This is a genomic window from Tundrisphaera macrotermitis, from assembly GCF_051175315.1.
GTDB lineage: Bacteria > Planctomycetota > Planctomycetia > Isosphaerales > Isosphaeraceae > Tundrisphaera.
On the sequence record NZ_CP195100.1, the window covers coordinates 6421754 to 6434633 of the forward strand.

Consider the following 12880-nt stretch of genomic DNA (forward strand, 5'->3'; position numbering starts at 1 on the left):
GACCATTTCGGGTCAGGTCGATCACTCCGAACCTCCACATGCCCGCCCGCCGCAAGGATTCTCGATCATGTCCCAGATCACCGAGGCCGCCTGCCTTCTCCAGTCGGGGCGGGCCTATCCCCGTCGGATCGGCCTCCGCGGCCCTTCGGGGGAGCTGATCTTCGTCGGCCTCCGTCCCGAGGGGTTCTCCATCTACTGGGATGACGCCCCGATCTGCCACTTCGACCTGGAAGGCCGATGGCAGCGGGCCTTCCGCGACGGAGTCCACTATCTCAAGGGGCTGGACGGGGTGACGCGGTCGGTCGAACGTCCGCGAGTCGACGGGAAGCTCGCCCTTCGCCGCCAGAATCTCACCTACACCGAATCATCCGACCTGGACGCCGCCATTCGCGACGAGGCGATCGAGCTTTCGGCCGGCATCGACTCCGGCCGGCTCGTGCCGATCGATCCCCCGGCCCCGGCCGAGCCCATCGGCGCCGCGGACCTCGTCGAATTGCTGGGGCGTGTCGCGGACTGGGATGCCGCCGCCTGGTTCGCCCACCGGGAGCGCTACGCGGCCACCTATGGCCCCCTGCCCTTCCTCCCGCCGGACCTCCCCAACCCCGTCGTGCTCCAGAAGACGCTCGGGCATGTGCCCGGTCACGCCTTCGGGGTCGCGGCCCCCTGGCCCCGCTACGTCCGCTCCCCGGCCGAGTTCGCCGACCACGCCCGCACCGTCCGCGACCTCGTCGGCCGCCGCTCCGCCCAGGGCAAGGCGATCTTCCTGGCCGGCACCGACCTGTTCCACCTCCCCCCCGACGCGGTGTGCGACGCCCTGGCCACCGCCCGGGACGCGTTCGCCCACATCCCCGGGCTGGAGATCCACGCCTTCCTCGAACAAGTCGTCCCCCCTCTCCTGGATCCCGAGGTTTGGAAATCTTACGCCCAGTCCGGCCTGACGAGGGTGACCCTCGGCCTGGCCTCAGGGAATCCGCTCGCCAATCAGCTCGAAGGCACGCCCCCGCCGGGCCCGGAGGCCGGCGAGCTGGTCGCGATCCTGAAGGCGAGCCCGCTCACTTTCGGCGTGGCCCACCTAGTCGGCGCGGGCGGGAAGCCCGCGGCCCGGGGGCACGTCGACGACACGGCGGCGCTGGTCCGGTCCTGGGGACTGGGCCGGGAGACCCTGGTCAGCCTGGTCGATCGCCGCTGGCTGGCCGGGTCGGCCGGCGAGGACGCCCTGACCGACGCGGAGGCGGACGAGCAGGCGGCCGGGCTTCGCCGGGGGATTTCGGGCGATGGGCCATCGAACGGCCCCCGGGTCATCCCGTACAATCCCGACAAACGTTGGGCCTGAGTGCGGGGAGTGGGGCATGATGGGTCGGATCTGGGGCATCGTCGGCGGCCTCGCGAGCGTCCTGATGTTGGCGGGGGCGGATCCCGGGCCCGCCGCGCCCTGGGCCAATCCGGTGGACTTCAAGGTCGAGGTGGGCGAATTCGCGCTCGGCACCAGGCCGGTCACGACCTCCCAGGTCGTCACCCGGGCGGGCCGGGCCTACCTCTTCACCGAGGGCAACGATGAGGTCATCGTGATCGACCCCCAGCGGTCGAGCGTGGAGCTGGTCGAATTCGGCCGCCGCATCCGCGCGGTGATCTCCTTCGGCCAGCTGGCCGAGTCCAAGGCCAGGCTCAAGGCCGCCCTCTCCGCCACGGTCGAGAAGAGGGAGGGGATGGGGGGCCGGTCGAATGCCGAACTGGCCCGGATGACCCGCGACCTGATCGATCCGCGATTCCGGGTCGAGGGGGCGGCCGGCTCGGCCCGGATCCGCCTGATCAACCCAACGGTGGAGGTGGACGCCACGGGCGAGCCCGACGCCGACCCCACGCGACTGGCGTTCTTCGCCCTCTGCCTGGACACGGTCGCCGACCTCGGCTACTTCCGCGTCCCGTCCGACCTGCCCCCGTTCCCGGAACTCGACGCCATCTCGACTCTGGCCCGCGACCGCCGCCTCCGCCCGACCGAGCTGAGCTACCTGTATCGCCTGGCGGGGCCGCCCCGGCGATTCCGCCGGACCTATCGACTGGTCCCCGCCCTGACCGATCGCGAACGCGAGGCCATATCGCGGATCGACACACTCCGCAATGAGGCTCCGCTCCTCAGGTACGATCGATACGCCAAGGCCATATTGCCAAAATAAGCTAATGCTTAACTTCCCGCGGGCAGGTCACGCCAGTTGAAGATGGCCAGCCCCACGATCAGCCCGATCAGCCCCACGCCGCCCAGGATGCCGGCGTTGAAGGCCAGGGTCTGACCCTTGACCGCGGCCTCGACCGGGTTGACCGCCTCGAAGATCGTGATGTGCTCCAGCCACTTCCACCCTTCGAGCTGAGGGATGTTCGAGATCACCTGGAAGATGAACATGGCCAGGGTGGCGACCGAGGCGATCAGGTTGGGACGCCATCGGACGATGTCCCCGGCCGAGAGCATGGCAGTATAGCCGTAGATGGCGAACCCGAAGGCCACCAGGTTCAGCCCTGGCCTGAGCAAGGTGGACAGGCTGGGCGCGGCATCGACCGTGTTGTAGCGGGTGCCGACCCAGTTTCCGGCGATCATCGCCGCCACCATCAGGATCAGCCCGAAGGTGGCGGTGGCCACCTGGCTGCCGAAGAAGGTCGTGCGTGCAACCGGCCGCGACAGGATCAGGTCCATCGACCCCTTCTCCATCTCGCCGGCGACCGCGCCCGAACCCCGCGCGATCGCCCAGATGGCGAACATCAGGAGGATGGACGGATCCTTCCAGAAGGTCATCTCGATGGCGGTCGTGGAGAAGTCCATCGCCTCCCCGCCCAGGCCCCGGAGCATCCGCATCGATCGGGCGCCCGACCCTTTGAGGATCGCCTGCTCCATCTTGTGGGCGACATGGACGAACAGCCAGCTCAGGCCAAAGAGGGCGACGACGAGGATGGCGAGCATCCAGCGGGCGTCGCGAAGATTCTTGCGGAACAGGGCGATGGCGACGGTCATGGGATTTTGGGCTCGTCGGTGCGGGCATCGGGCCCGTGGAATTTGTCGTACAGGGCCCGCAGGTCTTCGGTGCCGATGGCCAGGTCGACCACGTCGCACCGCCGGAGCCAGTCGAGGAGCGGGCCGATGAGGCCCCGGTGCTCGAACAGGTCGATGCCGTCCTCGCGGCCCCGCAGGGTCAGTTCGAGTTCTTCGGGGAGGTGGTCCGGCGGGGCCTTCGCATACTTGGCCAGGACCATCCGCAGCGAGCGGCGGGCGTGCATGTCCTCGACGTGCATCAGCCGGCCCGTCCGCATGATGCCGACCCGGTCGGCGATCTGCTCGACCTCGGAGAGGACGTGGCCGGAGAAGATCACCGTCTGGCCCGACCGCCTGGCCTCGGCGACGAGCCCGAGCACGTCGGCCCGCGCCGAGGGGTCGAGCGCCGAGGTCGGTTCGTCGAGGATCAGGATCTGGACCGGGTCGGCGAACGCCTGGGACAGGGCCAGCTTCTGCTTCATGCCCGTCGAATAGGCCCGGACCTTGCGCCGCAGGTCCAGCTTCATCACCTGCTCGGCGATCGCGACGGCGCGATCCAGCCCGGCGCCGCCCCGGAGCGACGAGAGGAACTTGAGCAGGCCCAGGCCGGACATCGACCCGATCAGGCGGAGTTCCCCCGGCAAGTACGAGACGAGGTCGCGGACCTCCAGGCTCCGGGACCACGAATCATAACCGCCCACGGTGGACCGCCCCGAGGTCGGCCGCAGGAGGCCGAGCAGGAGCCGGATCGTGGTGGTCTTGCCCGAACCATTCGGCCCCAGCAAGCCGAAAACCTCCCCTTTCCTGACGTCCAGGTTTAATTCAGCCAGAGCCACATTGGCACCATAGGTTTTCGTTAATGTTTCCGTCGCGATCAACGCAGGCCCCCATTCCTTACGATTCTTCCCCGACGCGAGCGACCGCGACCGGCCTGAAGGTTCGGGCACGGGGCGCCCGGCCCCGCGAACATGGAAACCGACTGGTCGGGAGAAAGTGCGAAGAAAGCTTCCCATTGGTCAATTTAAGCAATAAAACCGGGAAGCAAAGTGATCTGTGATGTTTCTTTTTTTCAACATCCCGCATTTCACGCCATATTATTCACACAAGCTTCGATGGTTCCTTGCGGGTCTTATCGACCCGGGGTAGAACAGAGTTGTGGAAAGCAATACCCCACCGTCCTTACGACAGGAGGCCTGTCGGATTGTCAGAGGAGCAGGACATTGCCCGATCAGCCCCCATCGTCGAGGAACCCGGGATGCGTTTTCATTCAATCTCTGCGATCCGCCCTCCCACCCCATTGTATCGCGGATTGAGCGATCGTTCATCATCCCCACATCGCCACGTCGTGACCTCCGACTCCCGATCCATTGCCCCTGACCCCGAGATCGGCACGGCCCATCCCTCGGCCTCCTCGCCCGCTTCGCCATTTTTTGGGTATGAAAGGTCGGATCCCCCCGACGTCGCGGGGACCTGACGTCCCGGAACACCCTCTCGCCATTTGTGAGCAAATCCGGGGCGAAGTCGAATCTCATCCCACCTCATCGGATCTAGCCCTATGAATATTGCCCTGCGTGATGATTCGATCGCGATGAAGCGATCCCTCCTCAAGATCCACCGTCCTGCGGAGCAGATTGCGAATTCGGCACGTTGGCTCATCAACGGCTTCCCAGCGACGGTGCTGATCTGGACTGCGGAGGAATGGGCGATGTTGTCCGTCAGGCCGAATGATGCCCAGCCGTTCCCTAACGGGAGTTGGGGGGCCCTCCGGATGGATTGATCCGTAAGGACCAAGGTATTCGACACCGGCCTCCGGCGGCCGGCCTGCGGCCTGAACGGCTTGCGGCCGGCCGCCGGAGGCCGGCCGCGTTCGTGGTCCCGGGGAAGATCGGCCCCGCACCGGGCCGATAAATCGGGCTCGGACGCGTCGATGCCGCCTTGCATTCCGGCCCACCGGCCCTACATTGGTGGCCTTGCACCGACCGGGGCGATGGGGCATGCCGGAGATTCCACGTTGGCCAATGATCGCGACCTCCTCGAATTGACACCCGACGAGCAGGCGCGGCTGGCCCGCGCCGTGATGAGGCGGCAGGGGCGGCTGAGCCTGGGGGTGGCTGCGGCCTTCCTGGGCCTGCTGCTGGCCTTGCCCCTGCTCAACGCGACCCGGCCCGAGCTGGCGGGCGCGCCGATCCTGGGCATCCCGGCCAACTGGCTGTTCCTGGGCGTGATCTTCTACCCGATCGCGGTGATCCTGTCGGTCTTCTTCGTCCGCCGGTCGGACCGGATCGAGGCGACGTGCCTGGACTGGCGGGCGATGCTCGCCGAGGAGGCCCGCCGATGAACCTCCTGGACTGGATCCCGGTCGCCTTCGTCGCGCTGATGACCGTGGCCACGATCTACCTGGGGATCCACGCCACCCGCAAGGCGCAGACGGCGTCGGACTTCTTCGTCGCGGGCCGGTCGGTGAGCGTCTTCTGGAATGCATCGGCGATCTCCGGCGAATACCTCTCGGCGGCCTCGTTCATGGGGATCGCCGGGCTGTTGATGAAGAACGGGTACGACGCCCTCTGGTATCCGGCCTGCTACGCGTCGGGCTACCTGTTCCTGCTCCTGTTCATCGCCGGGCCGCTCCGACGCTTCGGGGCCTACACGATCCCGGACTTCGCCGAGGGCCGGTTCGACAGCCCGGCGTTCCGCAAGGTGGCGGTCACGTTCGTCCTGTTCATCGGCTTCTTCTACACGATGCCCCAGATGAAGGGGGCCGGCGTGACCATGGGCACGATCCTGAACTGGCCCTACTGGGCCGGGATCGTGCTGGTCGGCACCGTGATCACCTTCAACGTGGCGCTGGGCGGGATGAAGGGGATCACCTTCGTCCAAGCGTTCCAGTACTGGGCCAAGCTGTTCGCGATCACCGCCCCGGTGTTCGTGCTGATGACGGTCCTGGGCGGATATGGCAAGAACGTGGCCGAGAACCGCGCCCCGATGGGGCCGGACGCTTTCCCCAGGGACAAGCTGCTGAAGGCGGTCTCATTCAAGGGGGAAGCGGCCTACCCGGCGAATGTCGCGACGTTTTCGGATCGAGATGAATCGCAGCTTCTGTTCAGCAGGGACGCGGTCATCGACCACATCGAGCCCGTTCGCAAGCCCGGGCCGGGGGAAGACCCGGTCTCGTCGATCTTGGCCATTACCGCGACGAATGGCACGCTCAAAGTCCCGGAGCCGGGTACCGCAGCCGAGGTCGCGGTCGCCGTCAAGCCGGACGCCGAAGGTGCCCTGCGGATCTCGCCGGGGACGTTGCTGGTCATCCGGCCCCATCGCGTCACCAAGGGGGGCGAGCCGATCCGGGTGGACGGCCAGGAGGTGTTCACCGCCGTCCGGTTCCGCTTCCGCGAGCCGACCGCCGCCCTGTTGACGGCGGGAATAGCCAACGCCCCCTCCGACCCGAAGTGGATCAACCCGTTCGGGCCGATGACCTCCAAGTATGGCCACCCCCTGCTCTACACCTATTCTTTGATCATCGCGTTGATCTGCGGGACGGCCGGGTTGCCTCATATCCTGGTCCGGTTCTACACCAACCCCGACGGCCGGGCCGCGAAGCGGACCACGCTGTGGGTGATGGTGATGCTGGGGTTGTTCTACGTCTTCCCGCCGGTGTGGGGGACGTTCGGCCGCAACGCCCTGCCGTCGCTCTATGCCAACAACTCGACCGACGCCGTGGTGATCCGGCTGCCGGGCATCCTGAACAACCAGGTGCTGGCCCAGGTGCTGATCGGGATCACCAGCGCGGGGGCGTTCGCGGCGTTCATGTCGACGTTCTCGGGGCTGCTGGTCAGCATGTCGGGGGCGCTGGCGCATGACATCTACGGCAAGATGCTCCGCCCCGAATCGTCGCCCCAGGCGCGGCTGGTCGCCTTCAAGCTCGCGGCCATCCTGATCGGCGTGGTGTCGATGGTGCTGGGGCTGCTGGTCGAGACGTTCGACATCGCCATGATGGTCGGCTGGGCGTTCGCGATCGCGGCGGCGTCGTACTTCCCCCTCCTCTTGCTGGGGGCCTGGTGGAAAGGGCTGACCAAGATCGGCGCCGGGGCCGGGATGCTGGTCGGCGGCGCGGCATCGGTCGGGTCGATCGTGGCGTCGATGCTCCTGGATAAGAAGGTACTGACGCTCGAAGTCTCCCCGCTGATCCGGTCGCTCATGGAGCAGCCGGCGATCTGGGGCGTGCCGCTCTCTTTGGGGCTGATGATCGGTCTCTCGTTGCTGACGCCCCGGCTGGTCCCGGCCGACGTCCACCTCAAGATGCTCCGGCTCCACGCACCCGAGGAGCTGGGATTGTCCAAGGACTACATCGGCGACCATTGATCGAGGCCGGGCCGGCCCCGGTTCACGGGGCCGGCTTGGTCTTCGATGAGGACTTGCGGGGCTTGCTCGCCGGCGGGGTCGGAGCCGGTTTCGGTGGAGGCGGGGGCGGGGCCGGCGCGGGCGGGTCAATCCGGGCCGCGCCGGGGTCGTCCAGCCGGAGGCCGAGGTCGGCCAGGGCCTCGCGGAGTTCGTCCAGCGACTCGTCGGGGACGATCACGCTGGTCGGGCCGAGCCGGTCGCCGAGGTAGGCTCCGGTGGTCGGGTGCTGGAGCAGCCCGTCGAGGATCTCGGGCGACGGCGCCGTCATCACGACCGGCCTGCGGGTCGGGAACGGCCGGACGTCCTTGCCCGCGGCGTGGAGCAGCAGGCGGACCGCGGCCGGCAGGTCGGCGCCGGTGCGCTGGAGGAACCAGCGCGAGAGCTGGGCGGGGGTCATCCCGTTCTCGGTGGCCCGGGCCAGCGATGCCGGGGAGATCAGGAACGTCCGGCGGGGGCCGGCCATCCCGCCCGCCCGGTTGAGGTCCTTCTTCTCGTCGGCGAAGCGGGCCAGTTCCGCGTCGACCAGCAGGTCGGATCGGCCCAGGTCGAGCGACAGCTCCACGCCGTCGGGCTCGACCTCGACGCAGGCCTCGGGCGGGCGGCGATAGTCGCGCGAGCCGGCCATCCGGAACCGATGGAACGGGATCGCCCCCTCGTCCTCGACCAGCAGGAACCGGTCGGCGATCCGGGCCGGCGGGACGCGGCCGTTGGTCGGCCACGAGGCCAGCGCGGTCTCCAGTTCGGCCGCCGTGGCGAACTCGACCAGGGTCGTGGAGGCGTGGTAGGTCACCCGGTCGCGGCGGCCGGCCCAGGTCCGGAGCGCCTCGGCCACGCCCGCCGGCAGGGGCCGGGAACTGTGGCGGCCGAGCCGTTCCAGCATCGTCTCTGTGGTCAGCCCGCCTTCGAGGCCGCGATAGACCGAGTCGGGCGTGAGCTTCAATTCCAGGGCGGCGCCGATCTGGATCCAGCGGGCGAACCGGCCGAACTGGCCGATCAGCGACGGGTTGAGCCCCTGCCGGTAGGCGATGACCTCGAAGTTCGGCTGGACGAACAGGAAGTGGTCGAACGTCGATCGCGGGGGCGGCGGCGGGCCGACCGTCAGGACGTACCGGCCCAGCGGGGTCAGCTGGACGACCCGGCGCCCGCTGGGGGTCTCCTCGGCGGCGCGGATCAGGCCGAGCTGGTAGGCGGGGCCGAGCAGGATCGCGGACAAAAGCCCGGACGGCTCGCCCGCCTTGCCGCGCCACGACTCGGCGAGCATCGGCCGGTCCCAGCCCGGGGAGAGCCGCGCGAGGTGGTCGTCGAGGTCGGCGACGGCCATCCACGAATCTTCCGGGATGGTGGCGAGCCAGAGCAGGGCCGAGGCCCGGGCGAACGGGGCGGCCAGGTCGCCGGGGGCGGCCTCCTGCCTCATGCCGGCGGTCTCGTGCCACTGGCGGAGGCCGAGCCAGCGGGTGGCGACCATCTGCGGCAGGTGGAAGGCGTTCTCGCCCCAGAAGTCGGGCCGGGCGGCCACCAGGCGGTCGGAGTTGGGCTCGGGCACGACCAGCCCGACGCCCCGCGCCAACGCGACCCAGAGCGGGGCCATGTCGGGCAGCGGTTCCAGGGAGTCGGTGATCGGCCCGGCCAAAACCGGGTCGTCTTCGAGCCGCTCGCGGTCCCTTTTGAAGAAGGTGCCCTGCAAGGTTTGGCGGAGCGGGGCCTCCTCGATCCGCTGCCAGGCGGCCGACAGGCGGAGGATCGGCTCCAGGCCGTCGGTCTCGCGGGCCTGGCGGACCGGGCCGGCCTCGGGCGGGGGCGGCCCCTCGGGGGCGAGGGTCCGGGCCGCGGCGACCGCCGACGGGTGGGCCAGGCAGGTCGTCCGGTGGGCCTCGATGCCCAGGGGCATGTCGAAGTTGGGGACGAACTCGAACGAGTCGCCGACCTTGGCCGCGACGAGCCCGAGCCCGAGCAAGGCCCGGATGGCGGGGGCCGGTTCCACGCCCAGGGTGGACAGGCCGAGCATCAGGCCCAGGGCGGGCCACTCGGTGGTCTCGGTCAGCGAGAACAGCCCCAGCGCCATGCGGGCGTCGCGCGGGAGGGTGGCGATCCAGCGGTCGGCGGTGCGGGGCTCGGCCATGCGATCGGCGATCGCGTCGGGCAGGCCGGCCGACTTGCCGCCGAGGTCGGCCCCGCCGAGCGCGGCGTGGATCTCCGCGAGGAGGCCGCCGTCGTACCGCTTCAGGGCCGCGCGGAAGGCGATCAACGGCGGGTCGGGGGGCGGGATCGGGACCCCGGGGGCCTCGGCCTCGATGTCGGGCCCGTTCTCGATGTCGGACGGATCGGTCATGGTCGCCGGGGCGGGTCAGGTTCGCCGCCCCCCCTTCCTTCCGTGGTCAGCGCACGACGCGAGGTGTGTGGCCCATCCGGCGGAGTTCGTCGAGGATCGCATCTTCCTCCTCGGCCCGCACCAGCAGGATCGTGTCCGATAGCCGGCCCGCGATCAGGCGGGCCAGCGTCTTGCGGGCCAGGAGTTCTTCGGCCAGGATCGGATCGGCCACCCGGATCAGGGCGACCTGCTTGTGGAGCTTGATCGGCGTTCGCGCCAGGCTGCCGGCCATCCCTCCTCCTTTCCGTCGGGTCCAGCGGGGTCGGGGATCAGGGGGCGGCGGTCCCGTTCTTGGCCGCCGCCGAGGCGGACTCCACGTCCCCCTCGTCCACGATCTCGTAGCTGTAGCCCTGCTCGGTCAGGAAGAGCTGGCGATGGTGGGCGAAGTCCATCTCGCGGGTGTCGCGGGTCACCAGGGTGTAGAAGTGGGCCGGGTCGTCGCCCCCCTTGGGACGCAGGATCCGGCCGAGTCGTTGGGCTTCCTCCTGGCGGCTGCCGAAGGTGCCCGAGACCTGGACCATCACGTTGGCGTCGGGCAGGTCGATGGCGAAGTTGCCGACCTTGCTCAGCACCATCCGCCGGATCTCCCCCTTGCGGAACCTCTTGTAGAGGTCCTCGCGCTCGTTGTTGCCGGTCTGCCCGGTGATGAGCGGGAGGTCGAAGCGGTCGGCGATCCGCCGGAGTTGCTTGAGGTATTGGCCGATCACCAGGACGCGGTCCTCGGGGCCGTCGTGGCGGTCCAGCAGGCGGCCGACGAGGTCGTCCTTCACCGGGTTCTCGCTGGCCAGGCGGAACTTATCCCGCCACTCGGCCACGGCGTAGTCCATCCGGTCGTCGGCGGGCAGGGCGATCCGGACCTCGTGGCACTTGGCCTCGGCGATCCAGCCTTTTTGCTCCAGCACCCGCCAGGGGACGTCGTACTTCTTGGGGCCGATCAGGCTGAACACGTCCTCCTCGCGGCCGTCCTCGCGGACCAGGGTCGCGGTCAGCCCCAGGCGTCGGCGGGCCTGGATGTCGGCCGTCACGCGGAAGACCGGGGCCGGCAGCAGGTGGACCTCGTCGTAGACGATCAGGCCCCAGTCGCGCTCGTTGAACAGCTGGAAGTGGGGATAATCCCCGTCCTTCTTGGGCCGGAAGGTGACGATCTGGTAGGTCGCCAGGGTGACCGGCGAGATCGCCTTGGATTCCCCGGTGTAGGTGGAGACCATCGACTCGTCGAGGTCGGTCTTGTCGAGGATCTCGCGCCGCCACTGCTCGACCGACGTGGTGCTGGTGGTCAGCACCAGGGTGTTCTTCTTGAGCAGGGCCAGCGCCGCGATCCCGACGATCGTCTTGCCCGCCCCGCACGGCAGGACGATCACGCCCGATCCGCCCCGGACGTCGCCGCCGGCGTGGAAGGCGTCCACGGCCATCTTCTGGTAGTCGCGGACCCGGAACGACTGCCCCCGCAAGGTCGCCTCGCGGAGCGACACCATCAGCGACGCCCCCTCGGTGTAGCCGGCCAGGTCTTCCGCCGGGTAGCCGACCGAGATCAGCGCCTGCTTGAGCACCCCGCGGAACGCGTCGTCGATGGCGAAGCTGGTCTCGTCGAGCCGGTCACCCAGGTAGCCCCGGACTTCCTTGCGCCGGGCGAGTTCTTCCAGCAGCACCTTGTCGGTGGTGACCAGCCGGAGGGAGCCGTCGACGCGCAGGAGGCGGACCCGCCCGTAGCGGCCGACCAGCTCGGCGAGGTCCACCGCCAGGGTGGGCGGCAGGGGGAACTTGCTGAACGACGACAGCGACTCGATCATCGCCTCGGCGGTCATCCCGGCCGCCGCGGCGTTCCAGAGCGACAGGGGCGAGAGGCGGTAGGTGTGGATGTGCTCGGGGCTTTTTTCCAGCTCGGCGAACGGGGCGAGGGCGTCGCGCGCCTCGGGGTACTTGGGGTTGTCCACTTCCAGCAGGACCGTGCGGTCGCCCTGCACGATGAGCGGATTGGCGGGGTTGTACTGCATGGGCTCCTTGCCGGACGAGGACCTGCGTTGCGCCCTGGCGCCAAAGCTGTCATGGTAGACGCCGGCGCCCCGCCCCGCAAGGCCGGCTTGCGGGCGATGGCCGATGCCGGGCGCCGCCCTCGGGCCGGTGATTTTCCGCAACCCGGCGACCGCCACGGGGTGCGGCCGACGGCCCACGCGGCCCGATCGGGGCGCGGCCCTCGATGGAATCGCGCCGGAATGCCATGCGACCGCCGGTCAGCGGGGCCGGCCGATCGCGATCGGGATGTCGCTGTGGGTTTCCAGGCCGGTCTCCCACCCCCGGAAGGCCGAGGTCAGGGCCACGGCCCGGTGCACGGCGGGGGACAGCCCCGGCTCCAGGTCGTCCACGACCGGGGCCGGCCCGTCCAGGAAAGACGAAGCCAATTTCCCGGCCGATTCCGACGCCTCGGCGGGCGCCTCCGCGACGGGCGCGGGGGCCGGGGCCTCCTCCACGACGGCCCGCCCGGCCTCGGCCCGCATCCGGCGCAGCTCCTTGAGGGCGGCGTGGAAGCCGCGCTCCGACGCCGCCTCGTACTTCCGCGCCAGGACCGCCTCCTTGGAAGCGTCGAACAACGCCCGGTTGGCGGCCTCGTCGCGGAGCGTCCGCGCGTTGTCGGCGTAGCGATCATCGGAGGCCATGAAGGCTCGCTTCGCCTCGCGGACGTGGGTGGCCAGCGCGGCGGTCTCCTGCACCACGGCGCGGTCCATCCGGACGGCATGCACCGCCATCCGCCGCACCAGCACGTCGCCCACATCCCCGTCGGGCTTCAGCTCGGCGCGGAACGACTCGGCGAGGCGCTCGACCCGGGCGGTATCCTCGGCCAGCAAGACGACGCCGGCGCCGGTCATCCCGTGCTTGAGCGCATTGGCCCGGGAGCTGGCCTTGCCCTCCTCCGTCTTCGGCCCCGTGCTCCTGAGCGAGTTGCGGCGGTTGGCCTCGATCTGCGCGGGGGAAGCGGGCATCGGCGGGGTCCTCGATCGGGATGGTGTCGGGCGGGTCGGGTCTCCGTCCGATACATTCAGGATCGAGGGGGCGGCTTAATCATACTATTCACCAAAAGGGAGACATTTCGTCAAAAA

11 protein-coding genes are annotated in these 12880 nt (G+C 69.3%); 5 read left to right on the top strand and 6 right to left on the bottom strand.

Going from position 1 to position 12880, the window contains the following annotated elements:
• Nucleotides 1–67: 67 nt before the first annotated feature.
• Nucleotides 68–1333 (top strand): hypothetical protein, encoded by a 1266-nt coding sequence (locus tag TA3x_RS25890; RefSeq protein WP_435017563.1) that lies wholly within the window; start codon nt 68–70, stop codon nt 1331–1333.
• Nucleotides 1334–1349: 16 nt separating this feature from the next.
• A complete protein-coding gene (locus TA3x_RS25895; RefSeq protein ID WP_435017564.1) occupies nt 1350–2174 on the top strand; it encodes a hypothetical protein in 825 nt (274 codons plus the stop codon).
• Nucleotides 2175–2182: 8 nt separating this feature from the next.
• Here TA3x_RS25895 and TA3x_RS25900 read toward each other — a convergent pair whose 3' ends face one another.
• Nucleotides 2183–3001, bottom strand: coding sequence for an ABC transporter permease subunit (locus tag TA3x_RS25900; protein ID WP_435017565.1), 819 nt, complete (start codon nt 2999–3001; stop codon nt 2183–2185).
• Entirely contained in the window at nt 2998–3855 is an 858-nt protein-coding gene (locus TA3x_RS25905) for an ABC transporter ATP-binding protein (RefSeq protein ID WP_435017566.1), read from the bottom strand. The genes TA3x_RS25900 and TA3x_RS25905 overlap by 4 nt, the downstream gene beginning before the upstream one ends.
• A gap of 719 nt (nt 3856–4574) precedes the next feature.
• Between TA3x_RS25905 and TA3x_RS25910 the strand changes: the two genes are divergently transcribed.
• The 3 genes from TA3x_RS25910 to TA3x_RS25920 all read left to right on the top strand — a co-directional run bounded on the left by TA3x_RS25910 (nt 4575) and on the right by TA3x_RS25920 (nt 7378).
• Nucleotides 4575–4796, top strand: coding sequence for a hypothetical protein (locus TA3x_RS25910; protein ID WP_435017567.1), 222 nt, complete (start codon nt 4575–4577; stop codon nt 4794–4796).
• A gap of 234 nt (nt 4797–5030) precedes the next feature.
• Nucleotides 5031–5357 carry a hypothetical protein gene (locus TA3x_RS25915; RefSeq protein WP_435017568.1) on the top strand — a complete coding sequence of 109 codons (327 nt, stop codon included), beginning with the start codon at nt 5031–5033 and terminating at the stop codon, nt 5355–5357.
• Nucleotides 5354–7378 carry a cation acetate symporter gene (locus TA3x_RS25920; RefSeq protein ID WP_435017569.1) on the top strand — a complete coding sequence of 675 codons (2025 nt, stop codon included), beginning with the start codon at nt 5354–5356 and terminating at the stop codon, nt 7376–7378. The genes TA3x_RS25915 and TA3x_RS25920 overlap by 4 nt, the downstream gene beginning before the upstream one ends.
• Nucleotides 7379–7400: 22 nt before the next feature.
• Here TA3x_RS25920 and TA3x_RS25925 read toward each other — a convergent pair whose 3' ends face one another.
• The 4 genes from TA3x_RS25925 to TA3x_RS25940 form a co-directional block, all read right to left on the bottom strand.
• Nucleotides 7401–9746, bottom strand: coding sequence for a helicase-associated domain-containing protein (locus tag TA3x_RS25925; protein ID WP_435017570.1), 2346 nt, complete (start codon nt 9744–9746; stop codon nt 7401–7403).
• Nucleotides 9747–9792: 46 nt separating this feature from the next.
• Nucleotides 9793–10017 (bottom strand): hypothetical protein, encoded by a 225-nt coding sequence (locus tag TA3x_RS25930; protein WP_435017571.1) that lies wholly within the window; start codon nt 10015–10017, stop codon nt 9793–9795.
• 37 nt (nt 10018–10054) lie between these two features.
• Nucleotides 10055–11779 (bottom strand): DNA repair helicase XPB, encoded by a 1725-nt coding sequence (locus tag TA3x_RS25935; protein WP_435017572.1) that lies wholly within the window; start codon nt 11777–11779, stop codon nt 10055–10057.
• Nucleotides 11780–12016: 237 nt separating this feature from the next.
• Nucleotides 12017–12763 carry a hypothetical protein gene (locus tag TA3x_RS25940; protein WP_435017573.1) on the bottom strand — a complete coding sequence of 249 codons (747 nt, stop codon included), beginning with the start codon at nt 12761–12763 and terminating at the stop codon, nt 12017–12019.
• Nucleotides 12764–12880: the final 117 nt, after the last annotated feature.

Excerpts from the sequence above, each read along its gene's own strand:
- TA3x_RS25890 (WP_435017563.1), top strand. The coding sequence starts at position 68 with ATGTCCCAGATCACCGAGGCCGCCTGCCTTCTCCAGTCGGGGCGGGCC.
- TA3x_RS25895 (WP_435017564.1), top strand. The coding sequence starts at position 1,350 with ATGATGGGTCGGATCTGGGGCATCGTCGGCGGCCTCGCGAGCGTCCTG.
- TA3x_RS25900 (WP_435017565.1), bottom strand. The coding sequence starts at position 3,001 with ATGACCGTCGCCATCGCCCTGTTCCGCAAGAATCTTCGCGACGCCCGC.
- TA3x_RS25910 (WP_435017567.1), top strand. The coding sequence starts at position 4,575 with ATGAATATTGCCCTGCGTGATGATTCGATCGCGATGAAGCGATCCCTC.
- TA3x_RS25920 (WP_435017569.1), top strand. The coding sequence starts at position 5,354 with ATGAACCTCCTGGACTGGATCCCGGTCGCCTTCGTCGCGCTGATGACC.
- TA3x_RS25925 (WP_435017570.1), bottom strand. The coding sequence starts at position 9,746 with ATGACCGATCCGTCCGACATCGAGAACGGGCCCGACATCGAGGCCGAG.
- TA3x_RS25930 (WP_435017571.1), bottom strand. The coding sequence starts at position 10,017 with ATGGCCGGCAGCCTGGCGCGAACGCCGATCAAGCTCCACAAGCAGGTC.
- TA3x_RS25935 (WP_435017572.1), bottom strand. The coding sequence starts at position 11,779 with ATGCAGTACAACCCCGCCAATCCGCTCATCGTGCAGGGCGACCGCACG.
- TA3x_RS25940 (WP_435017573.1), bottom strand. The coding sequence starts at position 12,763 with ATGCCCGCTTCCCCCGCGCAGATCGAGGCCAACCGCCGCAACTCGCTC.